Source organism: Streptomyces incanus (genome assembly GCF_042656345.1).
Taxonomy (GTDB): domain Bacteria; phylum Actinomycetota; class Actinomycetes; order Streptomycetales; family Streptomycetaceae; genus Streptomyces; species Streptomyces incanus.
The window spans coordinates 32134-56351 of the sequence record NZ_JBHSPC010000008.1; the positions used below are offsets into that span (position 1 = coordinate 32134).

At 69.8% G+C, this 24218-nt stretch carries 25 protein-coding genes and 4 pseudogenes; 13 read left to right on the top strand and 16 right to left on the bottom strand.

Annotated elements, in window-relative coordinates:
• Window positions 1–371: 371 nt before the first annotated feature.
• From ACFP2V_RS02320 to ACFP2V_RS02335, 4 genes and pseudogenes are all read right to left on the bottom strand, one after another.
• Window positions 372–674, bottom strand: a pseudogene (locus ACFP2V_RS02320) (tyrosine-type recombinase/integrase); the annotation flags it as partial.
• 196 nt (window positions 675–870) lie between these two features.
• The gene (locus ACFP2V_RS02325) at window positions 871–1458 is read right to left on the bottom strand and encodes a hypothetical protein (protein ID WP_381204633.1); all 588 of its coding nucleotides are present in this window, start codon (window positions 1456–1458) and stop codon (window positions 871–873) included.
• Window positions 1455–2999, bottom strand: a complete 1545-nt coding sequence (locus tag ACFP2V_RS02330; protein ID WP_381204635.1) for an ATP-binding protein — start codon at window positions 2997–2999, stop codon at window positions 1455–1457. Before ACFP2V_RS02330 ends, ACFP2V_RS02325 begins: the two co-directional genes overlap by 4 nt.
• The gene (locus tag ACFP2V_RS02335) at window positions 2996–3682 is read right to left on the bottom strand and encodes a response regulator (RefSeq protein WP_381204638.1); all 687 of its coding nucleotides are present in this window, start codon (window positions 3680–3682) and stop codon (window positions 2996–2998) included. The genes ACFP2V_RS02330 and ACFP2V_RS02335 overlap by 4 nt, the downstream gene beginning before the upstream one ends.
• A gap of 164 nt (window positions 3683–3846) precedes the next feature.
• On the opposite strand from ACFP2V_RS02335, the gene ACFP2V_RS02340 reads away from it, so the two are divergent.
• The 5 genes from ACFP2V_RS02340 (at window position 3847) to ACFP2V_RS02360 (ending at window position 9436) form a co-directional block, all read left to right on the top strand.
• Window positions 3847–4788: a DUF3152 domain-containing protein gene (locus tag ACFP2V_RS02340; protein ID WP_381204640.1), complete on the top strand. Its 942-nt coding sequence runs from the start codon at window positions 3847–3849 to the stop codon at window positions 4786–4788.
• Window positions 4789–4945: 157 nt separating this feature from the next.
• A complete protein-coding gene (locus tag ACFP2V_RS02345) occupies window positions 4946–5896 on the top strand; it encodes a hypothetical protein (protein ID WP_381204642.1) in 951 nt (316 codons plus the stop codon).
• Window positions 5893–7428 (top strand): peptidoglycan-binding protein, encoded by a 1536-nt coding sequence (locus ACFP2V_RS02350; RefSeq protein ID WP_381204644.1) that lies wholly within the window; start codon window positions 5893–5895, stop codon window positions 7426–7428. Before ACFP2V_RS02345 ends, ACFP2V_RS02350 begins: the two co-directional genes overlap by 4 nt.
• Entirely contained in the window at window positions 7425–8147 is a 723-nt protein-coding gene (locus ACFP2V_RS02355; RefSeq protein WP_190012268.1) for an ABC transporter ATP-binding protein, read from the top strand. The genes ACFP2V_RS02350 and ACFP2V_RS02355 overlap by 4 nt, the downstream gene beginning before the upstream one ends.
• 95 nt (window positions 8148–8242) lie before the next feature.
• Window positions 8243–9436, top strand: a complete 1194-nt coding sequence (locus tag ACFP2V_RS02360; protein ID WP_381204647.1) for an ABC transporter permease — start codon at window positions 8243–8245, stop codon at window positions 9434–9436.
• A gap of 273 nt (window positions 9437–9709) precedes the next feature.
• Here the strand turns inward: ACFP2V_RS02360 and ACFP2V_RS02365 are convergent, their stop codons facing one another.
• The 4 genes and pseudogenes from ACFP2V_RS02365 to ACFP2V_RS02380 all read right to left on the bottom strand — a co-directional run.
• Window positions 9710–10681, bottom strand: coding sequence for a DUF3500 domain-containing protein (locus tag ACFP2V_RS02365; RefSeq protein ID WP_381204649.1), 972 nt, complete (start codon window positions 10679–10681; stop codon window positions 9710–9712).
• 620 nt (window positions 10682–11301) lie between these two features.
• Window positions 11302–11526, bottom strand: a complete 225-nt coding sequence (locus tag ACFP2V_RS02370; RefSeq protein WP_381204651.1) for a hypothetical protein — start codon at window positions 11524–11526, stop codon at window positions 11302–11304.
• 45 nt (window positions 11527–11571) lie between these two features.
• Window positions 11572–12420 carry a restriction endonuclease subunit S gene (locus tag ACFP2V_RS02375; protein WP_381204692.1) on the bottom strand — a complete coding sequence of 283 codons (849 nt, stop codon included), beginning with the start codon at window positions 12418–12420 and terminating at the stop codon, window positions 11572–11574.
• Between the two features lie 192 nt (window positions 12421–12612).
• Window positions 12613–12909: pseudogene (locus ACFP2V_RS02380) on the bottom strand (N-6 DNA methylase); the annotation flags it as partial.
• A gap of 63 nt (window positions 12910–12972) precedes the next feature.
• Here ACFP2V_RS02380 and ACFP2V_RS02385 point away from each other — a divergent pair.
• Together ACFP2V_RS02385 and ACFP2V_RS02390 are read left to right on the top strand one after the other, a co-directional pair.
• Window positions 12973–13188 (top strand): type II toxin-antitoxin system VapB family antitoxin, encoded by a 216-nt coding sequence (locus ACFP2V_RS02385; RefSeq protein ID WP_381204653.1) that lies wholly within the window; start codon window positions 12973–12975, stop codon window positions 13186–13188.
• The gene (locus tag ACFP2V_RS02390) at window positions 13185–13607 is read left to right on the top strand and encodes a PIN domain nuclease (RefSeq protein ID WP_381204655.1); all 423 of its coding nucleotides are present in this window, start codon (window positions 13185–13187) and stop codon (window positions 13605–13607) included. Before ACFP2V_RS02385 ends, ACFP2V_RS02390 begins: the two co-directional genes overlap by 4 nt.
• Window positions 13608–13816: 209 nt before the next feature.
• Here ACFP2V_RS02390 and ACFP2V_RS02395 read toward each other — a convergent pair whose 3' ends face one another.
• The 4 genes and pseudogenes from ACFP2V_RS02395 to ACFP2V_RS02410 all read right to left on the bottom strand — a co-directional run.
• Window positions 13817–13945, bottom strand: a complete 129-nt coding sequence (locus ACFP2V_RS02395) for a hypothetical protein (protein ID WP_381204657.1) — start codon at window positions 13943–13945, stop codon at window positions 13817–13819.
• 204 nt (window positions 13946–14149) lie between these two features.
• A complete protein-coding gene (locus ACFP2V_RS02400) occupies window positions 14150–15235 on the bottom strand; it encodes a glycosyltransferase family 2 protein (RefSeq protein ID WP_381204659.1) in 1086 nt (361 codons plus the stop codon).
• A 242-nt stretch (window positions 15236–15477) separates the two neighbouring features.
• Window positions 15478–16428 carry an IS3 family transposase gene (locus ACFP2V_RS02405; RefSeq protein ID WP_381204661.1) on the bottom strand — a complete coding sequence of 317 codons (951 nt, stop codon included), beginning with the start codon at window positions 16426–16428 and terminating at the stop codon, window positions 15478–15480.
• A 97-nt stretch (window positions 16429–16525) separates the two neighbouring features.
• Window positions 16526–16792 (bottom strand): annotated as a pseudogene (locus ACFP2V_RS02410) (transposase); the annotation flags it as partial.
• 328 nt (window positions 16793–17120) lie between these two features.
• Here ACFP2V_RS02410 and ACFP2V_RS02415 point away from each other — a divergent pair.
• The 4 genes and pseudogenes from ACFP2V_RS02415 to ACFP2V_RS02435 all read left to right on the top strand — a co-directional run bounded on the left by ACFP2V_RS02415 (window position 17121) and on the right by ACFP2V_RS02435 (window position 20791).
• Entirely contained in the window at window positions 17121–17492 is a 372-nt protein-coding gene (locus tag ACFP2V_RS02415) for a hypothetical protein (protein WP_381204663.1), read from the top strand.
• A 290-nt stretch (window positions 17493–17782) separates the two neighbouring features.
• Window positions 17783–18616, top strand: coding sequence for a PIG-L family deacetylase (locus tag ACFP2V_RS02420; protein ID WP_381204666.1), 834 nt, complete (start codon window positions 17783–17785; stop codon window positions 18614–18616).
• A gap of 150 nt (window positions 18617–18766) precedes the next feature.
• Window positions 18767–19901: pseudogene (locus ACFP2V_RS38670) on the top strand (IS630 family transposase).
• Window positions 19902–20209: 308 nt separating this feature from the next.
• Complete coding sequence (locus ACFP2V_RS02435) at window positions 20210–20791, top strand: hypothetical protein (RefSeq protein WP_381204672.1); 582 nt, start codon at window positions 20210–20212, stop codon at window positions 20789–20791.
• Between the two features lie 177 nt (window positions 20792–20968).
• On the opposite strand, the gene ACFP2V_RS02440 is transcribed toward ACFP2V_RS02435, so the two are convergent.
• The gene (locus tag ACFP2V_RS02440; RefSeq protein WP_381204674.1) at window positions 20969–21391 is read right to left on the bottom strand and encodes a 4'-phosphopantetheinyl transferase family protein; all 423 of its coding nucleotides are present in this window, start codon (window positions 21389–21391) and stop codon (window positions 20969–20971) included.
• A gap of 367 nt (window positions 21392–21758) precedes the next feature.
• On the opposite strand from ACFP2V_RS02440, the gene ACFP2V_RS02445 reads away from it, so the two are divergent.
• Window positions 21759–22013, top strand: a complete 255-nt coding sequence (locus tag ACFP2V_RS02445) for a hypothetical protein (RefSeq protein WP_381204676.1) — start codon at window positions 21759–21761, stop codon at window positions 22011–22013.
• Here ACFP2V_RS02445 and ACFP2V_RS02450 read toward each other — a convergent pair.
• The 3 genes from ACFP2V_RS02450 to ACFP2V_RS02460 are packed head-to-tail and all read right to left on the bottom strand — an operon-like array spanning window position 21992 to window position 23363.
• Entirely contained in the window at window positions 21992–22357 is a 366-nt protein-coding gene (locus ACFP2V_RS02450; protein WP_381204678.1) for a nuclear transport factor 2 family protein, read from the bottom strand. The genes ACFP2V_RS02445 and ACFP2V_RS02450 overlap by 22 nt on opposite strands.
• Before the next feature lie 22 nt (window positions 22358–22379).
• Entirely contained in the window at window positions 22380–22709 is a 330-nt protein-coding gene (locus ACFP2V_RS02455; RefSeq protein ID WP_381204680.1) for a 3-oxoacyl-[acyl-carrier-protein] synthase III C-terminal domain-containing protein, read from the bottom strand.
• Window positions 22710–22754: 45 nt separating this feature from the next.
• Window positions 22755–23363 carry a peroxiredoxin-like family protein gene (locus ACFP2V_RS02460; protein WP_381204682.1) on the bottom strand — a complete coding sequence of 203 codons (609 nt, stop codon included), beginning with the start codon at window positions 23361–23363 and terminating at the stop codon, window positions 22755–22757.
• A gap of 70 nt (window positions 23364–23433) precedes the next feature.
• On the opposite strand from ACFP2V_RS02460, the gene ACFP2V_RS02465 reads away from it, so the two are divergent.
• Window positions 23434–24057 (top strand): TetR/AcrR family transcriptional regulator, encoded by a 624-nt coding sequence (locus tag ACFP2V_RS02465; RefSeq protein ID WP_381204684.1) that lies wholly within the window; start codon window positions 23434–23436, stop codon window positions 24055–24057.
• Window positions 24058–24218 lie beyond the last annotated feature (161 nt).

A 24218-nucleotide genomic window follows, 5' to 3' on the forward strand; every position in this document is an offset into this window, starting at 1 on the left:
ACCGCTGCGACCACAAACGACCAGCAGTAGCCCTACCTGTCTGTCCGACCGGCGCAACGACGGTCAGCGACCGTCGCACCCGTGGTTCGCACCAAGAGGCCCCGGCGCAGGATCTCGGGGCGTGCCAGACACGTGCCAGATCGTGCGGGGAACCACGGGGAATGACGGGGACCAGGCCGACAGCCAGTCAGGCCCCGTGGCTGCTCCGCCGCAGGTCCGCTCGGCAACCAGCCATGGATGACCCGAGCTTCCCGAGCTGAGAGCGCGAGTTCGATTCTCGTCACCCGCTCCAAGTGAAACCCCCAGGTCAGTGACCCGGGGGTTCTTTGTTGTCCAGACCGGTGAGCGGGTGCCGCACCACAACCGCACCGTCAGCCCGCCGACGGCTCCCCCCTGTGGTGCGCACGGTCGTCGGTGTGGCGGTTCGCACGCCCGGCGCGCACGAGGTCGTCCAGCCCGGCGGCGACCTCCCGCTGCCGCTCCTCGTCGGAGTGCTGGTAGATCAGCGCCGCTTTCTCGGAGGACTGGCCGGCCCGCACCATCGTGTCCCGGAGGGTGGCACCTGAGCGGGTCGACAGGGTGTGTCCGGTGTGACGAAGGTCGTAGAAGCGGAAGCCGTCCGGGAGACCGGCAACCGCACGAGCCCGCCGCCACTTCCGCCGGAACGGGGTGCGAGCGGGTTCGAGGGTGGTGGCGAACCGGCTCGTGTTCCTCGGTGTCCGCGTGGGGTCGGGGTGTGGCGTCCCACTGCTGCCCGGCCGGCGTGGTGCTCCGGCGGGCCGGCAGGGCGGCGTGGCCGGCCTGCCACCGCGCGGTCAGGCGGGTGGCCGTGGCCGGAAGGCGGACTCCGGTCCTGGGCGGGGCCGGTGGTCAGCCGGAGGGCTCCTGCGGGGTCGGTGCTTCCGGTTGCGCCCGTGGCTGGGGCACGACAGGGCACGCGTGGTCCGACTCCGTCCTCGTCCATCCGTCCCCGAGCACATGGAGGCTGAGGGACATGGCGGAACGGGGCACGGTGCCGCCGGCGGCTTCCGCGTGGTTCACCGTGCACGTCAGCTGGAGCATGGCCCGACGGCTCAGCGGAGCCGTCTCACCGGGGAGTTTGACGAAGAGGATGCCGCCGTCGATCGTCACTCGCGGCGCGTCCGTCAGGCGGGGCAGCTCCGTGGTGGCCGTCGCGGCCTCGTTCGCGGCCGACACCTCGAACAGCATGAGTACGACGGCCTCGAGGTCCCCGGCGTCGTCGATCCGGCGGGGATAGGGCGTCAGCTCCCCGTCGCGCAGGAAGAAGAGGGAGATGGTGGCGGGCGTCGAGGGTGGTGTCGCACTGGGGGAGAACATGCCGCTCGCCGGCGCACCGGTCTCGATGACACCGGACGGGGGGACTCCGCACGCCGTGAGCGCGACCGCGGCCACGGCCGTGAGCCCGGACAGCAGCGCTGCCGTCCGCGAGCCCCTCACCGGGTGCCCCCGTCGGCCTCGGTGTCGGTGTCGTCGCGGCGCAGCGGGAGTTCGACCGTGAACACCGCGCCGCCCCGGGGCAGGTTCGCCGCCCGGATGCGCCCCCCGTGCAGGCGCACGTTCTCCGCCGTGATGGCCAGACCCAGCCCGCTGCTCTCGCTCCTGGCCCGTGAGGTGCTCGCCTTGTAGAACCGCTCGAAGAGGTGCGGCATGGCCTCCTCGGCGATCCCCGGTCCGTTGTCGGTCACCTCGATGACGGCCCACGCCATGCCCGCCCCGTCCACCCGTGCCCCCATGGTCAGCCGCACGGGCGGCTCTCCGTGCCGCAGCGCGTTGCCGATCAGATTGGCCGTCACCACGTCGAGTCTGCGCGGATCGACGCGCGCGCGGAGCTCACCCGGTCCGGGCAGCCGGGTCTCCACCTGCTCCTGCCGCCACCGGGAGGCGACGGTGCGCCGTACGGACTCGGCCAGGTCGATCTCGTCCCGGTTGAGTTCGGCCGCCCCCGCGTCGAAACGGGAGATCTCCATCAGGTCGTTCACCAATCCGCTCAGCCGGTTCGTTCCCTCGCTGATGAGCCGCAGCGCCTCACCGGTCTCCCCTTCCCCCTCCAGGTCCAGCACGTCGGTGACCGCCGACATCGCCGCCAGCGGCGTGCGCAGTTCGTGGGAGACGTCCGCCACGAAGCGGCGTCCCTGGGCCTCCAGGCGACGCAGCTCCCGTACGGTTCGCTCCAGTTCGGCCGCCGTCTCGTTGAAGGACTGGGAGAGGTCGGCCAGTTCGTCGGAGCCGGTGACGTCCAGCCGGACGTCGAGATGCCCCGCGGCCATCCGGCGCGTCGCCCGGCGCAGCGCCCGTACGGGTCGCAGTACGCCGCTCGCGGCGAGCAGCGCCAGGACGACGGCGAGGCACAGGGCCACCAGGGTGGCCCGCTCGATGCCGCTGACCATGGCCTCGACGTACCCCTCCTCGGTGGTCTGCGGGACCTCCAGATACATCACGAGTCCGGAGAGCCTGGGCTCCGTGCCCTCGCCCGAGGTGTACGTGACGGGCATGCCGACGACGAGACGAGGACGCCCGTCGACGTTCATCCGCTGGAACACCGCGACACGTCGGTCCCGGACGGACCGGAGCATTTCGGGGCTCAGCTCGACGAAACCGGCGCTCGGCGCATAGGCGCGGTGGCCGCCGTACGTGGCCATGATCCGCCAGCCCGACGAACGGTTCGCGCGCAGCACCTGGTCCACCGCAAACTGGAGGTCCGACTGGTCCGGGGCAAGGGGGATGGAGGGCGCGACGGCGTCGACGCTCGTACGGAACTGGTTGATGACGGAGTCCTGGCTCTGCTGGAGCACCCCCGTGCGCGCCTCGCGGAAGGCGAGGGCCCCGGTGCCCAGGGAGCTGGCCATGGCCACCAGGACGAAGGACGTCAGCAGGCGGGGGCGCAGGCCGCGCAGGGGGAGCGGGATGCGCGCCAGTGCCGCCCGGAGGAACCACCGGGGGCCGGCACCCGGTACGGCGGCGGACGTCCGGTCGCTCATGAGGTGCCGAAGCGGTAACCGAATCCGCGTACGGTCTGCACGTAACGGGGATTCCTGCCCTCGCCGAGCTTGTTGCGCAGTCGCTTCACACAGGCGTCCACGAGCCGTATGTCGCCGTGGTAGCTGTGTTCCCAGACCGCTTCCAGCAGCTGCTGGCGGCTGAACACCTGGCCGGGCGAGGCCGACAGGGTCAGCAGCAGCCGCAGTTCGGAGGGGGCGAGGGTGACGGGTTCGCCGCGGTGCGTCACCACGAGCCCGGCGCGGTCGACGACCAGCTCGCCGTGCGTCTCCGCCCGGGGACGGGTGCCGTCCGGCAGCGACGCGTCCTGTCTGCGCAGTACGGCCCGTATCCGTGCGTCGAGCACCCGGGCCTGCACGGGCTTCACCACGTAGTCGTCCGCACCGGTCTCCAGTCCCACGACCACGTCGACGTCGTCCCCCCGGGCCGTCACCATGATGATCGGCACCTGGTCGCGGTCCCTGATCCGGCGGCACACGTCCAGGCCGGACATGCCGGGCAGCATGAGATCGAGTACGACGACGTCCGGCCGGAAGGGGTGGAGCTGTTCCAGCCCCTCCTCCCCCGTTTCCACGGCGAAGACCTCATGCCCCTGGTGCCGCAGACCCAGTTGGACGGCCCTGCGGACATCTAGGTCGTCTTCGACGATCAGGACCCGTGGCATTTCGGCAGTGTAAGCAGACCGGATGAGGTGACCGTCCCGAGGAAGGTCCCTCTCCGACCGCCGTTACACAACGATCACATGGGCCGGGGAACGCGGGGCGTCGTTATCTTTCCGTGACGGCACCGGCTCATGGGGATCATCTGGGATCACCAGATTGAGCTGCCATGCATTCGGCACGACAGCGGCAATCCGCACCCGCCACCGGCAGCACCACGACCGGTCACCGCGCCGGTCACCGCGCCGGTCGCCGCGCCGGTCGCCGACGCCGGTCCGCCCATCGCCGGGAACGGCCGCGCCGCCGGGGCCAGAGCCTGCTGACCGGCCTGCTGGTGACCGCCGGCCTGCTGGGTTCGGCGGCGTACTTGCTGGAAGGCGGGCGGAGCGACGCGTCGGGCGGTGCGCCGCACCCGCGGAGCACGCACGTCACCCCTACTCCCACACCGCCCCCTTCCTCCCCCTCCCCTACTCCCACACCGCCCCCTTCCTCCCCCTCCCCCTCCCCCTCCCCCTCCGCGAGCCGGACCGAGATCGACGTTCCCCCGACGGGCAGCGGGACGTTCGTCACCGCGCAGGCCAGTGGGGAGAAGGTGGGCAGCGGCTCCCGCCCGGTGCGCTACGTCGTGGAGGTCGAGACCGGCCTCGACATCTCGCCGTCCCAGGCGGCGAACGAGATCGCCGGGATACTCGCCGCCCCGCGGGGCTGGACCCATGACCCGGACAACGCGTTCCAGCTGGTGGGCGCGGGATCGCCGCACGACATCACGATAAAGATCGCGACACCGGCGACGGCGGACGCCCTGTGCTGGGCCGGCATCCAGCAGGACACCGGAGGCGAGTACAACTGCGAGGTTCCCGGAGGGGTGGTGGTGAACCTCAAGCGCTGGGTCGAGGGCTCGCCCACCTTCGACGGGCCGATCCATGACTACCGGGCGCTGATCATCAACCACGAGGTGGGGCACTTCCTCGGCCACTCGCACGTGACCTGCGGGGGCGCCGGGCAACTGGCCCCCGTGATGATGCAGCAGATCAAGGGCCTGCACGGGTGCGTCGCCAACGCCTGGCCCTACGACGAGAACGGTGACTTCGTCACCGGGCCGCCCGTATGACCGGCGCCGGTCCCGAGGCCGGCCGTCACGGCGAACGGCCGTTACAGCTCGGTCATGTACCGGCCCCAGGGCCATGAACTGCCGGCACCACTGTGAACTCCGCGTTCTCCTGCGTCCGCAGGCGGAATCCCCCTCCCTTCCGATCGGATGGAAGTAGATGACTCGATCCCGCACTGTCCGAAGACTGGCCGCGGCGGCGGCGGTCAGTTTGCTGCCGCTGCTGGCGGCTTGTGGCACCGACACCGACACCGGCTCGGAGTCCCACGCGTCGGACGGTGAGAAGACCACGGACGGCTCGTCGGGGCAGCTCGACATTCCCGCCGACGCGAACGCCGATCTCAAGAAGCAGTACCTCTTGGAGAACGCGATCGCGGCCTGCATGAAGAAGCAGGGATTCACCTACACCCCCGTGGCCCCCGAAGATCCCGCCGCCTCCTGGAGCACTGACGGGGCGGACTACGAGCTGACGAAGAAGTACCGGCAGAAGTACGGCTTCGGCATCTACGCGGGCATCGTCTACCCCGGCGACGCCGGCGCGTCGGGCAGTGCGGCCGCCCGGCAGGACTCGGACCGGATGCCCAACGCGGACTACGTGGACACGCTCACTCCCGAGCAGAAGGCCGCGTACAACGAGGCGTTGGGCGCCATCCCCGACCCGAAGACCGGTGAGAAGAACTGGACCGGCTGTCAGGGTGAGGCCGACAAGAAGGTCTACGGCTCCGCGTCGGCCCAGGAACGGGACACCGCGACCGCGAACCGGAACCAGGCCAACGCGCAGGCGCTCAACGGTGATCCGAAGCTGGTCGCGCTGGCGCAGTCGTACGCCTCGTGCCTGAGGAAGGAAGGCATCTCCGTCACGACCACGCAGCCGACCGGCATCGGGGAGATGGTCAAGCTCCAGGCGTTCAGTTCCACTCCGGCCGGCGCCAGTGGCGCCGTCGACGAGAGCGGGAAGGCCCGGGAATCCCTGAGCAAGGAGGAGGCCCTCCCGCTGCTCACCACGGACATCGAGCTGGCGATGCGGGACCTGGAGTGCGGCAAGGAGTTCCGGGCCGCCTACTTCCCGAAGTTCCTGAAGGCCCCGACCAGCGGTGGCGGTGCCGGGTGAGGCAGCATCCCAAACCGGCCGGCACCCGTCCCGGGCGGTTCCGCAGGCTGGTCGGCACCCGTTCCGGACAGCTGACGGTCGTCGTCACCGCGGTGGCGCTGGTCGGAGCGGGCGGCTGGTTCGCCGGATCGCGGATGCAGTCGCCCGCGGACGCCGCCGCCGCGCACCGGCCGCCGGAAGCCGGTCCCGTCACCGTCACGGTCGAGCGGCGCTCGCTCACCGCGAGCGTGGTGGCCCAGGGCTCGGTGGAGTTCGCCTCGCCGCAGAGCGTGACCCTGGCCGGACCCGTCGGCTCTCCAGACTCCGGGTCCGGCGATGCGGGGGCCGGCGACAGCGTCACCCAGCGGGTCACCAAGGCACCGGCGGCCGGGGCGGAGGTGAAGGAGGGCGATGTGCTGATGCAGGTGAGCGGGCGGCCGGTCCTGGTGCTGCGGGGCACCGTGCCGATGTACCGGACACTGGGTCCCGGCGCCTCCGGGGACGATGTCGAGCAGCTCCAGCGGGCGCTGACCCGGCTGGGCTTCAACCCCGGTTCGACGAGCGGGACATACGGGCAGTCGGACGCTGCGGCGGTGAGCCGCTGGTACGAGAGCAAGGGCTACCGCGCCATGGAGCCCACCGTCGCCGACAAGCAGCAACTGGGGACGCTCGAAGCGGCGGTGACCACCGCGCAGCAGGACCTCCTCGCGGCACGGAACCCGGGCGGTGGGTCCGGGGGGACCGGAGGCTCCGAGGAGCCCGGCGGCGGTTCCGGGGAATCCGGCGGCGGCTCCGGGAAATCCGGCAGCGGCTCCGGGGAATCCGGCAGCGGCTCCGAAGACGGCTCGGGCACCGGCGGGGACGCCGCTGAGCTGCAGCTCAAGTCGGCACAGCAACAGTTGGACGCGGCCAACGCCGCGCTCTCCGCCTTCCAGGCCGGTTATGGGACCAAGGTCCCCGCCGGTGAGGTGGTCTTCCTGCCGGAACTACCGGCCCGGCTGGACAAGGTGTCCGTGAAGACGGGGGACACCCCCTCCGGACCGGTCGCCACGGTGACCAGCTCCAAGGTCGTGGTACGGGCCGTGGCCCCGGCCGACGACGCCGAGCTGCTCCACAAGGGCATGCGGGCCCGGGTGGAGACCACCGACGGCACGGAGGCGGACGGCGAAGTGGTGGCACTCGGCGACGACGTACCGAAGGACGCTCCGGCCGACACCGACAAGCAGCAGGGGACCTCGGACGGCGGGAGCGGCGACAGCTCGGCTCCCGTACCGGTGCAGATCTCCGTGCCGGCGGGAACGCTGGCCGAGAAAGCCGCCGAATCCGCGAAGGTCACCATCGAGGTGGGCTCGTCGGAGGGCAAGGTGCTGACGGTGCCCGTCGCCGCGCTGCACACGTCCGCCGACGGGAAGGCCCGGGTGCAGGTCGTGCGCGGCGGCGAGGTGGTGGACGTCCCCGTCGAGGCCGGGCTCTCCGCGGGCGGTCAGGTGGAGGTCACCCCGTCGTCCGGTGCCGCCTTGAAGTCCGGCGACCAGGTGGTGGTCGGGCGATGAGCGGTCCGCCGTTCTCCGTCGTGCCCGACGCGGACACGGTCATCCAGCTGATCGCCGTGGACCGGACCTTCGACTCCGAACCGCCGGTGCACGCCCTGCGCGAGGTGAACCTGACCGTTCGGCGCGGCGAGCACCTGTCGATCGTCGGCCCGTCCGGTTCCGGCAAGTCGACGCTGCTCAACACCCTGGGGCTGCTGGACCGCCCCACCTCGGGCACCTACTGGCTCGACGGAGTGGAGACCAACGCGCTCGGCGACCTGGAGCGCACCTCGTTGCGTGGCAGCCGGATCGGGTTCGTCTTCCAGTCCTTCCACCTGCTGCCGTACCGGACCGTGGAGGAGAACGTCATGCTGGCCGAGACCTACCGCCGGCCGCGCCCCGGGCGCGGCCGGGCCGGCCGCCGTACCAGGGCCGAGCAGGCACTGCGACGGGTGGGTCTGGCGCACCGGGCCGGCTTCCGGCCTGACCGGCTCTCCGGCGGTGAGAGACAGCGGGTGGCGATCGCCCGGGCGCTGATGAGCGAACCCGCCCTGCTGCTCTGCGACGAGCCCACCGGCAACCTCGACAGCGAGAACACCGAGTCGGTGCTGGACCTCTTCGGCCGGCTCGGCGAGCAGGGCATGACCCTGGTGGTGATCACGCACGAGGAGGCGGTCAGCGGGCGTGCCCACAGGCGGGTGAGGATCAGCGACGGACGGCTCACCGAGGAGCACCGATGAGGTCCCGGAAACGCGTCCCGCAAGCCGCGGCTTCCACGGGCACGGCACGGGCCGGGGGAAGAGCACGGGCCGGGGGGACCGTCGAGCGCCCCTGGATGGACTTCAGGGACCTGTGGTCCGAAGCGCTGGCGGGGGTGCTCGCCCGCCCGATGCGCTCCGCCCTGACCACGCTGGGCACCGTCCTGGGCATCACCACCCTGGTCATCACCATCGGGGTCTCGTCCACGGCAGGCAACCAGATCGTGGGCCGGTTCGACGCCCTGACCGCCACCTCGGTCACGGTGGGGGTGTCCTCCGTGGCCTCGGCCGGCTCCGGTCCGCTCGTGGACTGGTCGGGGGTCGACGCGGTGCGCCGGCTGGCCGGGGTCGAGTCGGTGGCGGCGATCGCCGCCTCCCAGGAGACCGCGGGCGTCGAGGTGCGTGCCAACGACGTGGTCGCTCCCGGCGAGGTCAGCGGTCAGACCATGGCGGTCGTCGCCGCGTCCCCCACGCTGCCGGCCGCGGTACGGGGCGGGATGACCACCGGACGCTTCCTCGACGACGGGGACATCGCCCGGCACGACCGGGTGGCGGTCCTCGGCGACCAGGCGGCACGGCTCCTCGGCATCAGCTCGGTGGAGAACGCTCCCGCGGTCTTCCTGAAGGGCCAGGCGTACACGGTGATCGGGATACTCGGCGGAGTGGAGCGGGAACAGCAGCTCGCCACCGCGGTGATCCTGCCGCCCACGACGGCCGCGGACCGGATGGGGCTGGGGACCGTGACCCGGGTGCTGATCAACACCGCGCTCGGCGCGGCCGGCCAGGTCGCCCGCCAGGCGCCGATCGCGCTGGCCCCCGGCGCCGAGGCTTCCCTGACCGTGACGGCACCGACCGATCCGGCCGAGGCCCGCAAGGGAGTGCAGGGCGACGTCAACGGCCTGTTCCTGGTCCTCGGGCTGGTCTCGCTGGTGGTCGGGGCCATCGGTATCGCCAATGTGACGCTGGTGACGGTCATCGAGCGGATCGGGGAGATCGGACTGCGCCGCGCCCTCGGGGCCTCGCGGCGTCAGGTCGCCGGCCAGTTCCTGGTGGAGTCGACGACGATCGGACTTCTCGGCGGTGTCGTGGGCGCCGCCCTGGGCATGGTCGTCGTGGTGATCGTCTCCGCCGTCAAGGAGTGGACACCGGTCCTGGACGTCCGCCTCGCCCTCGGAGCCCCGGTCGCCGGAGCCCTGGTAGGACTCCTGGCCGGCCTCTACCCGTCACTGCGGGCCTCCCGCATGGAACCGGTCGACGCCCTGCGCTCGTAGTCGTGCCTCGCGGGGAGGCCGGGCAGGAAAAGCCTGTGCGCGCCTCCGGGAAGTTCGGGCACGTGGAAGGCATGAGTTCTTCACCCACACGACGGCTTCACCGCTCCCGGCACCGACGGGCGCCCCTGACCTGTGGGTTCGCCGCGCTCATCGCGACTCTCACATATGCGAGCCCTCAGCCTGCCGTTCCCGCGGCGGATCGGCCGCGAACATCCGCAGAGCCGCACCCGAGTGGGTGCGGCCCTGCGTCATGACGGAGAGCACCTGTGCGCCTCAGCGGTGGTGGGGCGAGGTCAGGTAGTGCTGCCTGAGGAGCTCTTTTCCGTAGTCGTTGCCGTTGGGGGTGCGGATGACGGAGTGGACGTGCTTCTGGGTCGGGCCGTCGCCCTGAGAGGCTCCATAGGCGCCGGCGAGAGGGCCGGGGCCCTGGCAGTCGACCTCGACCCACACGACGGGGCTGTGCACACGGACGTAGAAGGCCGAGTCGCCCTCGATGCCTCCGGCCCAGGTGACGTAGGTGTCGGCGAGGTGCTTGCCGACTTCGGCCATCCTCACCTCGGCGGCGTCGGACTTTGCACGGCCCACGAAGGCTTCGACGATGCCGAGGAGCTTCTTCTTCTGCGCGGCGGTGAGCTTGTTGCAGCGCAGGCCCTCGTACGCCTGGACCGTGTTGTCGGAGAACGCGCCCGCCTTCATGGACTCGTTCGACTTGGTCGAGGAGGCGATGGCGGCCTTCCGTTGGGCCTCCGTGAGGGAGCTGACGAAGGCCAGGCTCGCCGCGACCTCCTCATGGCAGACCGTGACCGTCTCGCCGTCGATGTCCATCGAGGTCGGCTCCGAGCCCCAGAAGCAGGGGCTCATCACGACCTGGTCGCCCAGAACGAAGTAGTTGATGACCAGGTGGTGGCCGTCGAACTGGAAGCCCCAGGGCTCGGTGTCGGACGGGGTGTCCAACACCGTCCAGTAAAAGGCGTCCTCGTTGAAGGCGTTCGTGTTGCCGATGGCCTCGCCGGCCGCCTGGTTGATCCTGCGGATCTTCTCCGTCGTCTCCAGGCCGTCGGCGCTCAGTGCCGCCTTCAGCAGGGCGGTTCCGAGAGCCTTCTGGTCGTCGCTCAGATCGGCGAGGGAGACGCCCTGGCGGTCGTAGGCGTCGACGTTGCTCCACAGGCGCCACTCGGTGGAGTGGACGGTGAACTGGGTCGAGGCCTTCTGCTCGCCGCTGAGGCCGCCTCGGTGACGGCCCACGACAGCAACTCGGCGAGCTCGGGCTCGTCATCGACGATCAGCACACGCACCGCGCCCCGGCGGGTCCCACAAACGGCAGGCATACCACGGACTCTCTCCCACCTCCCTGAGAGCAATCTGTGGGTGATCCATCACCCGGTCATGGGTTCGGGCAGCCGTCTGCACAAGCGGAAGGGCGTCAGGGAAGGACGTCCGAACGAGCCGAGCCAGGGGTAGTGGACGTTCGCGCACACGTTCTGACCGTTACTCTTCGGAGCCTGTGCCCACAGCGTGCCCGTAAGGGCGGACAATCACGGTCAACAGCGGTGCGATCAGGCTCGCGCGCCCGTGTCGACACATTGGAACCACACAGGTCAGCAGCTGTGTGGCTACGCAAGCGCCATCACTTCCCAAGCTGAGAGCGCGAGTTCGATTCTCGTCACCCGCTCCACGCGAAACCCCCAGGTCACAAACCCGGGGGTTCTTTGTTGTCGTCGTCGAGCCCGGCGACCTCCCGTTGCCGCTCCTCGTCGGGATGATGTTGGACCGGCGCGGCCTTCCCGCACGACCGGTAGGCCCGCACCATCGTTCCCCTGAGCTGCCGGCGCACGCGCTCACACACCGGCCGGCCTTTTCTCCCTCTAGTTCCGCAGTGCTGTGACCGCTCCCACCGCGGCGAAGCAGAGCCCTGCTGTCGCACCGAACGCAGCCCCCGCGAACAGGATCGCGTCAGCGATTCCCGTGCCGGTCACGTACTTCGACGCGGCGACACACGCAGCGATCAACGTGGAGAAAAGAACGATGATCAGCAGCCAGCGCGCCCAGGCTCTGGAGGAGGAGGGGCACGAGGTGCCGGAGGTGGTCATGGCCGGGACTTCCTTTCACTGCCTCTGCGGGCTGGGTTGGCCGGGTCACGCGGTCGGAGGAATGGTGGAGGTACGGGAGCCCGTGAGCTGTTCGACGAGCAGCGCTCGGGTCCGGGTGATGGCTGCTGCCAGTTCTCGGTGGGCGGTAGACCGCTCCCGCAGGAGCACCAGCGACTCGACGATCTCCTGCTGCACGTCGAAGGGCGGCAGCAGGACTTTCTGGCTCTCCAGTACGGCCTTGGTGATGAACGGGGCAGCGGTGGCAGCCGCGCGGTCCCTGACCCAGCCGATGGCCTCCGGACGGCTCAGAACGGCGAGCAGATAGCCGGGGAGGACAGGGGCATCCTCTCGGCAGCGGAGCCTGATCACGTTCGAGCTCATGAGCCATCCCGTCCGGTCCCTCCCTACCAGGGCCGGCGGCCCCATGGCGCCTGCGCGGACGCAAACGATGTCGCCCGCCTTGAGTCGGTAGCGCCCCAACCGGTCGGCGAGTTCGGACGAGACGCGCTCGTCGCCGCTGTCACTCACCTCTCCGTCCCGCAGGTGCCTGGGAAAGACGACCGGCACCTCACCGTGCGGAATTCGATCCTTCGGTGCCAGCAGCGCGTGAGACGGGCCGGTTTGGATGTCACACAGTTCCGCGAGGACGGCTTCGCGGCGGGGCGCCTGACACACCCGGTCGGTCTCGAGCACGGCCCGCAGGTCGGCGGTGCGCTCGTCCAGGTACCTGCAGTGCTCCGCCAGCCATGAAACCTCGGCCCAGACTTCCGCTTCCGCGATGCCGGACGGGCCGCTGTCCAGAACCGGCAACCCGCCGATGTGATCGATCGGATTGAGCGAGTAGCCGATACGGCGCAAGGACTCCCTGTCGACGCGTGCGCCGGGCACGGTCACCGGAGGGGGGTCGTGCGGTCGGACGGGGCCGTCTCCCGGACGAAAAGCCGGGTGTAAGAGTCGATGACGGAGCTGACGTCGTCGTACGCGAGCACACGTCGCCCGCCGCTCTGCACAGTGCCCAAGCCGCGTGCGTCCAGAAACAGGACGTGCTCTCCGGCATCGGCGGGGTGCCGCAGCAACCACACACACCGGCACCGAAGTGCCCGAGAAAAGTCTGTCGGGCAGCGCGACAACGCACTCCACCACGCCCTGCTCCACCAGCGCACGGCGAATCGCCCGCTCCGCCGCGTTCCCCGAGTTGCCCGCCTTGTTCGGCATCACAAGTGCGGCGCGTCCGCCCTCGGCCAGGACGGACAGGACGTACTGCGGGTAGGCCAGGTTGTCGTTACCCAGAGGAGGGGCGCCGTAGGGCCAGTGCCCGGTGCGCGTGGTCTCCTTTCTCGAGAGCTGGGCACGGGAGCACCAGCGCCCGGCCACGGTCACCATCCAGCAGGAGTGACGTCCTCGTATATACTTGATGACACTCAATATATCTACGGAGGTGCATCAATGACTCGCACCGTAATAGACCTCGATGATCAGCTGGTCGCCGACGTGGCCAAGGCCCTCGGCACCAGCACCAAGAAGGAGACGGTGAACACCGCGCTGCGCGAGGTGCTGGAGAACCGGCGGCGGGCTCTGGCCCTTACCCGTCTGCGGGCGGCGGCGGCCGAGGGCTCCTTCGATCTCGATCTCCTTGAAGACAAGGGGAACTACCGTCGGTGAACGCCGCTCAGTTCCTGATCGACACCAGCGCACTCGCCCGGCTGTTGCGCGGCGACGCCGAGCAATACGGATGGGACCAGGCGGCGGCAGCCGGGCTCATCGCCACATGCCCCATCACCGAGCTGGAGTTCTTCTCCAGCGCGCGTTCCACCGCCGACCGTGCACAAGGCATCGAGGACCTGCGCATGCTCTTCGGCTGGGTGCCGATCGACGACCGCGCCTACGACCGCGCCTGGCAGGTCCAGGGCATCCTCACCCAGCACGGACAGCACCGCAGTGCCGGAGCCGTCGACCTCGTGGTGGCCGCCACGGCCGAGTTGCAGGGACTGACCCTCCTCCACCGCGACCGGGACTTCGAATGCATCGCCGCCGTCACAGGCCAGGCACTCCAGTGGTACGGGCCAGAACCCGGCAAATGAACCCAGGGGGCCGAGCGTTCGGCTGTTCCGTGGAAGCCCCGGCCACCGGCTTGTGGTGGCCGGGAGCTGGGGGCTGGGACCGGGAATCGGCGCACGCGCGAAGGTGCTCCCCGTTCCCAGAGCTGCGCGAGAAGTCGATGCCGTAGTCGCTCGTGGACGGGCTGCTTTCTGTCCGCTGCTATAGCCGCTTGCAGGTGGTGCTCGGCTGTTCATCGCCCCTCCGGGCTCTGGACGGCCACCGTGTCCTTCGAGTCCGGCGCGTGCTCGGAGCCGTGGCAGGCGGCCAGGGTGGCCACTCCCAGGAGCAGGAGGGCCACCACGGTCGTCTCGCGGATCACGATCAGGAGCGGCTCCGGCCCCGGGGCACGATCCGCATCACAGCGGTTCCCAGGGCCACCAGGGCGAAGGCCGTCAGGCCCAGCCACACGCTGGTCATCAGTCCGACACCGGTAGAGGCCAACGCCCCACCGCCCACAGTCGCTGCAGGGTTGTTGTACAAGGGTCCCTCCGAAATGATCTCTGACAGTTTCTGAAGCGACCTGCTACCAGGCGCGCTCACGGCGGAACACGGAGTCCAGGTACGCCTTGGCGTGGCAGGCCTGGAGCAGGAAGTCGAAGAGCAGCTCGTACATGGACACGGCGAGCAGCATCCGCTTCCAGCCGCGCTCCCGTACGGTCACAACCCGCTCGATCACGAAGACGAGCGAGACCCAGAGCCAGAACTCGTGCACGTGGAACGAGTCCGAGGCCAGGGAGTAGGCGATGGCCACCATGTACACGGCGGTCACGAGGAGGCCGGCCATGCTCAGGAGCTGACGGCCCCAGTAGCGCCACGTGATGCGCGTCAGGCAGTACTGGACGCAGTTCTCCACCGCTCCCCGCTTCCAGCGCAGTCGCTGGTCCCACAGGGCCTTCCAGGTCAGCATGACCTCGGTGGTGAGCGTGCAGCCCTCCGGCGAGAGCACCTGATAGCCCAGATGCAGCACCGCGAAGGTCAGCTCGTTGTCCTCGGTGAGCACCGAGGTGTCGTAGATGCCCCCGAGCCCGTCCCCGGCCGGGAGACGGCCCTTCAGGCGGGCCTGGGAGATCTGCCGCAGCACCTGTACCCGGAACATGGCCGCCGTGCCGGTGAGCACCAGGCACTTGCCGCCCAGGCGCTTCACGTCCCGCGAGTAGCGGGCGTACTCGTTGCGCTGGAGGTGGCCCACGAAGCCTCCGCCGGGTCCTCCCCGGAAGGTGCCGCCCACTCCCCCGTAACCCTTCGCGAGGTGCTCCACCCCACAGGCCACGAAGCCGGGATCCAGGGCACTGTCCGCGTCCGTCACGAGGACCACGTCGTCGTCGTGCAGATCGGGCAGCAGGCCGGCCAGGGCCTGGTTCAGCCCTCCGGCCTTCTTGTGCCGGTTGCCCCGGGACTCGAAGACCTCGGCCCCCAGGGAGTCCGCGATGGCCACGGTGGCGTCGGTGCAGTTGTCCGCGACCACGATGACCCGCTGCGGGGGCACGGTCTGCCCGTACAGCCCCTGGACGGAGTCCGCGATGGCGTCGGCCTCGTTGTGGGCCGGGACCAGGGCGATCACGTTGCGGATCTCGGCGGGCTCCAGGCCCGGTCTTCGATGCTTCCCCATGGGTGCCTTCTGTGGAGTCATTCTGAGATGGAATCGGCGGGGGCCCGGAAAAGGATACGGTGGCCGGTTCATGCCTTTAGTCTCATGCGGCTGCAGAACAGGCACGGAGGTGAGGTTGATGCTGTCGAGTTCACTGCGGAGCCGGTCCTGGAGGCTGTTGTCGGCCGACGCGATGACCGCAGTGGACCTTCCCTCCTGTGCCGAGTCGATCTGAGGTTCCCCCGCTGTGCGGGAGGTACTGACTAGCTGATCAGGGCGGGGTGATGCGGTTTCAGGTTCACCGGTTCGGCCGTTGCCTGGCCGGCGTAGTGCTTCTCCTCGAACTCGATCGGGCTGAGGTAGCCGAGCCGCTTCTGGATGCGGCGGGGGGTGTAGAAACCGTCGAGGTACTCGAAGAGCGCGAGGTTCACCTCAGCCCGGGTCGCGAAGACGCGGCCGCGAAGGCACTCGGTCTTGACCAGCATCCACAGGTTCTCCGCCAGGGCATTGTCGAACGAGTCCCCGACCGCGCCCATGGACGTCTGGATTCCCGCTCTGACCAGGCGCGTCGTGAGCTTGACGCTCGTGTATTGACAGCCGTGGTCGGCATGATGGATCAGTCGTCCCGGCCCGACCTCGCGGCTGGCCAGGGCGTATTCGAGGGTGGTGAGGACCAGGTCGGCGTCGGCGCGGGCGGAGGTCTCCCAGGCCACGACCCGGCGGGAGAAGGCGTCCCGGATCGCCGACAGCCACAGCGGTCCCTCCCCAGTGGAGATCATGGTCAGGTCGGTCAACCGCAGCCGGTTCGGCGCGGGGGCGGTGAAGTCGCGTTGCACCAGGTCCGGGGCAAGGTCGGCGTTTGGATCGCGGCGGGTGAAGCCCATGCCCCGGCGGGGGCTGATCCCGGCCAGGCCGGCCTGTCGCATCGGCCGCTCGATGCTCCCCCGCAAGCGGGGGCACCTCCAGCGGCCGACGCGGACGCCTCCGCGCTTCAGCACGGCGTGCACGCGGGGTGAGCCGTGGATGCCGCCGGAGTCGGTGTGGATCTGCCGAATCTGCCGAATCTGCCCGGTCAACTCGGTGTCCTGGCAGCACCGTTCGCATGGCTCGGTCCCGGCCTGGCGCCGGCGGTAGGAGGTGGAGGAGGGGATGTGCAGTTCCCGGAGTACGGGCTCGACCCCCAGATGCGGGTGCTCGTCGATGAGCGCTCTCACCTGGGCCGGGTCGGGTCGGGTCGAGCTGTGCGGCGAAAAAAGCCGAGGCCGTCCGCAGGACCTCGTTCGCCCGGCGTAATTCCCGCACTTCGCGCCGCAGCCGGGCCAGTTCCCCCTCCTCCTCGGTGGTGAGCAGGTCGCCCCACTCGCCGGCATCCGCCTCGGCCTGCCGGATCCAGCCGCGCAGGACCTCGGGATGCACCCAGAGTTCCTCGGCCATATGGCGGATCACGGGCTTCGGCTCGACCGTGCGGTGCCTCCGCACCGCACGCTCACGCAACTCCAGCGGGTATTTCCTGGGGGCAGGCATCGTGAGATCTCCTCTCACGCGATCCATCTGACCCGCTGTCATCTCTTTTCGCATCCTGGGGGAAACTCACCGAGGACGTACTGCACCCAGGCGAAGTTGTCATTGCCCTGGGGTGGTGGTCGCGCCCCGCCTCGTGGTGTAAGCGACCTTGCTCGACGCGTTCCGGTGAACCGCGCGTCAGCCACCTCATGGGACCCGGCTCCCGCACCGCGCACGGCTGGCCTGCCGTCAGCGCCATGGGTGGCCCTGAACCGCATCGATGCGGCGATGACCTGCGCATTCCGAGTACTCGATCGGCTGCACCACCTGGCGGGACGCGATCCCTGCGCCAGGCGTAAGGGCCTCACGACCCACCCTGCGCATACTCCAGCATGCTTGCCGTATGTCCTCGACGACTCGCATCACCGTCACCCTGCCCGGCAACCAGGTGACGGAGCTCCGCAAGCTCACGGGCAACGCTTCCGGCTACGTGGCGGAATCGGTCGCCCGCCGGATCCGGCGCCTGACTGAGCCAGGCCGGCAGGCCCTCGCAACCACCCTCACCGACACGGAGAGCGCCGGCCACGATCCGGCGGAGGCTGCCGAACGGCGGGAGCTGGGCACCGCCGACTCGATCAGTGACGTGCTGGTGTGGCGGCTGCGCCGCCTGGCCGACCTGCCCGCCGATGCCACCACGATGCCCGACCACACCCTCTGCCGGCGTGCTGTCTCGCCTGCCCCGAGCCAAGACGATCGGCCCCGCAGGATGCGGTGATGCAGCACATACGCCGGTGCCGGATGGAAGCCGGATCCGACGTGGCGCTGAGATGCGCGGGTCGCGTCTGTATCTCGTTCGCGTTGAAACGCCGACGTGTGGGCCAAGCGGCCGTGCCGGGAACAGCCGGTCGGGGCGGCGCTGTTGCATCGATCGAGGCGCCGGCGCCGCGCGGGCGGGGGACCCGGAGACCACAAGGTCGTCCGCCCCACCAGGAACCGGGCCCCAGAATCGCGGTACGCCCGCCGCGCTGCTTGGACCAAGACGTATCTCTGCAGGAGGACTGTTTCATGACTGACCGGCCCCTGACGCTCATGGCAGTACACGCCCACCCCGACGACGAGGCCACCGCAACCGGAGGGGTCCTCGCGCGGTACGCGGCGGAAGGCATCCGCACGGTTCTCGTGACGTGTACCGACGGCGGTTGCGGTGACGGGCCGGGGGGTGTCAAGCCGGGCGATCCCGGGCATGATCCGGCGGCCGTCGCCTTGATGCGCCGTCAAGAACTCGAGGCGAGCTGTGACGTCCTGAAGGTCAGCGAGCTGGAGATGCTGGACTACGCCGACTCCGGGATGATGGGCTGGCCGAGCAATGACGCCCCCGGATCCTTCTGGCAGACCCCCGTCGAGGAAGGCGCCGCCCGGCTTGCGGAACTCATGCGGCACTACCGACCCGATGTGGTCGTCACCTACGACGAGAACGGCTTCTACGGTCACCCCGACCACATCCAGGCCCACCGCATCACGATGGCGGCGCTGGAGATGACCACGCTGACACCGAAGGTGTACTGGACCACGATGCCCCGCTCGGGGATGCAGCGGTTCGGCGAGATCATGCGCGAGTTTCATGAGGACATGCCGGAGCCGGATCCTGCCGAGGCCGCCGCGATGGCCGAGATCGGCCTCCCCGACGATGAGATCACCACGTGGGTGGACACCACCGCGTTCAGCAGTCAGAAGTTCGATGCGCTGGCCGCGCACGCCAGTCAGGGCGAGAACATCTTCTTCCTCAAGATGGGCAAGGAGAAGTTCGGTGAGTTGATGGGCACGGAGACCTTCGTACGTGTCAAGGACGCCACCGGCGCCGCCGTACCCGAGAACGATCTCTTCGCCGGACTGCGCTGATCCACCCGTCCGACCGGCGGCCGGGAAAGCTCAGCGGCCGCACGGCGCAATCAAGGCCCGCGCACGGCGCGGGCGCGCGGGCAAGGCCGAGACGTCACCTACTGGACTTTCCGGCTTGGTGTCGGGGGCTGTCGGTGGTAGGCCGGGAGGATGCGGTACGCACAAGGTGGTGGACTGGCCTCCGGGCGGCGGCAGGACCGTGAGCGGATCCGGTCGCGGGCGGCGGAGCGCTTCGCGCGGGACGAGAAGACCTCGGTGATCGCTGCGGACCTGCGGGTGAGTGAGCGCCCGGTGCAGCGCCGGCGCCGAACCTGGCGCGAGGACGGCCCGCAGGGCCTGGCCTCGAAGGGGTCGGCGGGTCGTCCCAGGCTTACCGGCGCGCAGTTCGCGGTCCTCGAGGAAGAGCCGGCCAAGGGGTCGGCCGCGCACGGCCGGCCGGACCAGCGCTGGACGTTGGAGCGGATCAGGACGGCGATCGGTCGTCGCTTCCACCTCACCTGCTCGGTGCCGGGAGTGTGGCGGTTGCTGCATCGCCACGGCCGGTCCTGGCAGGCGCCGGCCCGCCACGCCCTGGAGCGTGACCAGGCGGCGGTGGAGCTGGGGAAGAAGGACGTGTGGCCGCACGCGGAAGCACCGCGGCGGCGCTCGGGGCCTGGCTGGTCTTCGAGGACGAGGCCGGGTTCTCGATGACGCCGTCGTGTGCCCGGACTCCCCCGGACTCCCCCGGGCTCCGCCCGGGGGCACCCCCGGGGGCCGGCGTGGTCGCACACCGCCGATCCGGGTGCGGGGCCGCTCCTGGCGCCGGCTGTCGATCGCCGCGAGGGCCTGCTACAAGCCCGGTGAACGCGCCCGGCCGGTCTGGCGGCCCAAGGATCACCGACGCTTCAAGCACGAGCGCAAGAGCTTCGGCTGGACCGACCACCGCGACCTGGCGGTGTGCGCCCACCTCCAGCTCGGGGGGGGGCCGGTCGTGCTGCTGTGGGACAACTCGAACACCCGCCTCACTGCCGGAATGGGCCGGTTCGAGGCCGAACACGACTGGCTGACCGTCTACCGGCTCCCTGCATACGCGCCGGACCTCAATCCTGTGGAAGGCCTCTGGTCACTACTGCGACGCGGACTGCCGGCCGACACCGCCTTCACCGGCGCCGATCACCTCGTTCGCACCGTCCGCCGTGGCCTGCGACAGATCCGGTACCGGCCGGCCCTGATCGACGGTTGCCCGACCGGGACCGGACTCACGATCAGAGGCCGCCACCCGACACCGAGCCGGAAACCTCAGTAGGTCCCGGACGTGTTTCCGGACCCCCCGGACAGGCCGGGGATGCAACCATTCCCTCCAGAGCTGGAACCCCTGGAAGCCGACCGCACGCTTGAGACCATAGCCGCAGACGCTGGCAACGGGCCTGCTATGAATGGCAGTTAGGGTCTTTCATTCGGATCATGCAGGGTTCGTGTGCTCCGGCACGATGGGCGAGACCCTGCTTCAGGGCTCCCGGCAACAGCCCGGAGAAGTCCGAGGATTCCGCAGAGGCGTACCGGGGGGAGTGCCTGCCGTGGGGCGAGTCCTTCCGACTTCCCGAAGGGAGCATTATGGACGCCAGTTGGGCGGGGTTGTTGATCGCCATGGTAGGCGTGGCGGGAACGCTGGGAGCCGCGCTGCTGACACAGAACCGCGCGGACCGCACCAAGCGCATGGAGCTCCAGGCCGCCGCTGAACAGCGGCGCGAGGAACGCGGTCATGCCGAGGAGTTGCTCCGGGCGGAGCAGGCCAGACAATGGCAGCGCGAGGGCTTTGAACGGCGGCGCACCTGCTACATCACGCTGAACACTGCCTCACGCCAGTACCTGACGGCGATGACCAACTATCTCTACGCGCTTCAACGCAGCGAGGACGTTGACACGTCCCTGAAGAATCTGGAGGCGGGCAGGCTGGCTTATCGGGACAGCTACGCGGAATCCCAGATGGTTGTTCCGGACGCGGTGTTGCGCGCCTCCGGCACGGCAAAGAAGCGTTTGAACGCCGCGTACGGCAAGCTCAGGAAGTACGGAGCGGCACCCTCCACATACGCGGAGGAACTGGCGACGCTGGAGAGTGAACTCCACGACGAGGTCTGGCCTTACCTGGGGGCACTGAAGCAGTCCATGCGCGCCGATCTGGGCGTCGACGAGTAGCTGTGGCCAGTCAGCCCCGCACCACAACCGCACCGGAACGGGCGGGGAACAGCGGCAAATCACGGTGAAGCCAGGTATCACCGCCGAGGCCGCGACCCCACCGTTCGCCCAGTTCAGGGGCTGATTCGGCCCACATGACCGCAGCTTCCCAAGCTGGGAGCGCGAGTTCGATTCTCGTCACCCGCTCTTCTCGAAGCCCCAGGTCAGCAGCCTGGGGCTTATGTATTGCCGAGGGTGCTCCGTGATTCCCGGCACCAGACGAGCCGGTGTGGTGCTCACCACCGTGACCAAGGCGTCTCGGCGACCGTCCATGAGGTCCATGACGTACAGGTCTTCGAAGCGCAGCGGTATGCCCTCCGCGTCCAGTGGGAGCGCCGAGAGATCGAGCAGGCCGAGTGAGTCCAGCTCCGTGCGGCCTACCTTGATCAATGCCTCCTTGCGGACCCACTGGCGGAGGAAGGCATGGTCCGGGTCCGAATGTGCGGTCACCAGGTCGACCTCGGCAGCGGTGAGCACGCGTTGCATGACGTCGGTGCCGCGGCCACGCGCACGCCGTTCCACGTCGATGCCCACCGGGACGTGACCGGCGGCAGCAGCCACGAAACCGTCGGTATGCGACAGGCTCAGGTACACGTCCGGTCGGTCGGTGAGCAGCGGCCGGCCGTGATCGGTTCCGCGGCATGTCGGGCAGTACTGGGCGAAGGCGACCCCGGCCGGGGCGATACCGAGCAGCTGCCCTGCGCAGAGCCGGACCAGAACGTGCGCAGCGACGAAGTCCCGGCGCGCTCCTTCTCGGTGGAAGCGCGCGACCCGCCCCCGCTCCCCCTCGTTCAGCAGGCGCTGTCCCGCCGAGGAGTGCCGCAGTACCTCCCGACTCGCCCAGCCACACTCCGTACAGCCGGGCTGCGGCCAGCCCGAGCCCGTCGAGCATGCCGCGCACGCCCCGGTCGCCGGCCGGTTCGCCGCGGTGGCTGCAGGTGCCGTACAGCACGGCGTCGATGTCACCGCCGGTCAGGCCGTGGCGGAGCAGCAGGCCGGTCACCGCGTCCGCGGCCAGCTCGGACGGCGGCCGGTCTGCGACCGAGCAGGTGGCGAACCCGTGCGCGCGCAGCCGCTCGGCCAGCGCGGCCTGGCCGGCCACCTGCTCGACAGGCACCGGCTCACCGACCGCGTAGGCGGGCTCGGACAGGGTGACGGTGGTCAAGGCGCAGCACAGGTGTAGTGCGCCAGTACTTTGCTGATCAGTCCCTCGTCGTCGACGAACAGCACCTCGGCCACCATGCGGCCGCCGACGCTGCGCATGTAGATCGTGACGCTCTCCACGCAGCGCAGCACGTCGACGATCTCGAATTGCAGGTCGGGGTTCTTGGCCAGTGCGGTGCCGAAGTACTCGCGCAGCCCCTCCCGGCCGCGCACCACGTCGCTGCCGACCACCTGTCCGGCGAACGGGGAGACCAGCTCGACGTCCTCGGTGTACAGCTGGAGGATCTCCTCCAGGTCGTGCTTGTTCCACACCTCGATGTGGTGCTCGACGAAGGCCACCGCCTCCGGTTCGGTCCACGGCATCGTCAGGTTTCTCCTCTCCCCGTCACAGCCTGCGCAGGACGGTCGAGCTGAACAGATGGTTGGCGCCGACGCCCAGGACGAGGGCGCGTTCACCCGCGGTGATCTCCTCGCTCTCGGCCAGGGTCGCCAGCGTGATCAGCTGGTCGTAGGCGAAGCAGTGCCCGAAGCGGGCGACATTCCCGGTGGGCACCCGGGTGAACGGAATGCCGGCGACCGCCGCGTAGTTGCGTAGCACCGGCAGGCCGAGGTTGGCCAGCACCAGGTGGCCGAAGTCTTCCGGCCGCAGTCCGGTACGGGTGTAGGTGTCGGTGCACAGCTGCTCCAGGCGGGCCGCGACCAGGCCGACCAGCATTTCGTCGACCGCCGAACTCGGCCGGCCCCTGGCGCTGATCGGCTCCTAGCGTTCGCCATCGGCTGTTCGGCCGATCGTCTGCGTATCCATACGGGCCGCCAGCTCCAGCAGTTCGTCGACCGACCACTGGTCGTAGACGTGTTCGCCGTACTTGGCGGCGAGGACGCGGCCGTCAGGCGCGATGAGGAAGTCGGCGGGAAGGCCGAGCCGGCCGCCGTGCGGGCTGGTGGAGGGCAGGTGCTCCCGCCCGCGGACGACGTTCCAGGCGCCGCTGAGGACCGCCCGGACGATCGGCCCCCAGGCGCGCGGGCTGAGCAGGGCGCGGGGCGATCGCTCCACGCCGAACTCCGCGTACAGCCGCCTGGCCGGGTCGGCGACGACGGCGAACGGAAAATCGGTGGTGTGGGGCACCAGTTCCTCGGTGGGTGAGTGGAAGACCACGACCTCGCGTACGCCGGCGGCCTCTATCTCCCGGTGCCGCCGCACCACCGACCGCAGGTGCAGGTTGCAGACCGGGCATCCGGCGAAGCGCCGGAACTGGAGGTGGATCAGCAGTTCGGGGTCGGGGACGGCGACCTGGTCGCCGGAGACAGCGGTGAGACCGCGTCCATCCACGATGGAGCCGGGCTCCACCGGACTGCGGGACCTGCGCATGGGCTTTCCCTCCGTAGGCGTATGCCGTACGCCCACCAGCGTAAGCGTATGCCGTACGCTGTCAACTGTCATGCCACGCCCACGTTCCCTCACCCCCGATCAGCTCGCCTCGGCCGCTCTCGCCGTCACCGACCGCGACGGGCTCGCCGGGCTGTCGATGCGCGCCGTCGCCCAGGAACTCGGTGTGAGCACCATGGGGCTCTACCGGTACGTGCACGACCGCGAGGAACTCGAAAGGCTCGTCGTCGAACTCGTACTGAGCGCCGTGGACACCGAGCCGCCGGATCCCGGCGCGTCATGGCGCGAGCGGGTCGAGGTCATGGTGCGACGCCTGCGCGACACCGTGGGCGCCCATCCGGAGGTCGTCCCCCTTGCCATCGCTCACCGGCACCACTCCCTCGGGGTGCTGCGCTGGTCGGAGGCCGTGCTCACCGTCCTCACCGAGGCGGGCATCGAGGGCGAGCGGCGGGTCGTCGCCCTGCGCGGCCTGCTCAGTTATGTCATCGGAGCGATCCAGCTGGAACACCTCGGGGCCCTGTCCGGTCCAGGGACGACAGCCATCACCGAGCTGCCACCCGCCGAGTTCCCGCACATGGCCGAGACCGCCCGGGACGCGCGGAACGTCGACGCCGGCCAGGAGTTCCTGGGAGGGCTCGCCCTACTGCTCGACGGCCTCGGCGCACAAGGCGGTTGATCCCGCGCCCTCTTCCGGCGACCCCGCCTGGCGGGTGCAGAGGGTTGTGCGCTCGCGAAGGCTTCCCGAGCCGGCCGTCCGAACCAGCCGAGCCAGACGCAGCAGGGCGATTTCAAAGTCGGGGTGATCTTGTAGGCGTGCAGGTCACGGCAGTGTGACGA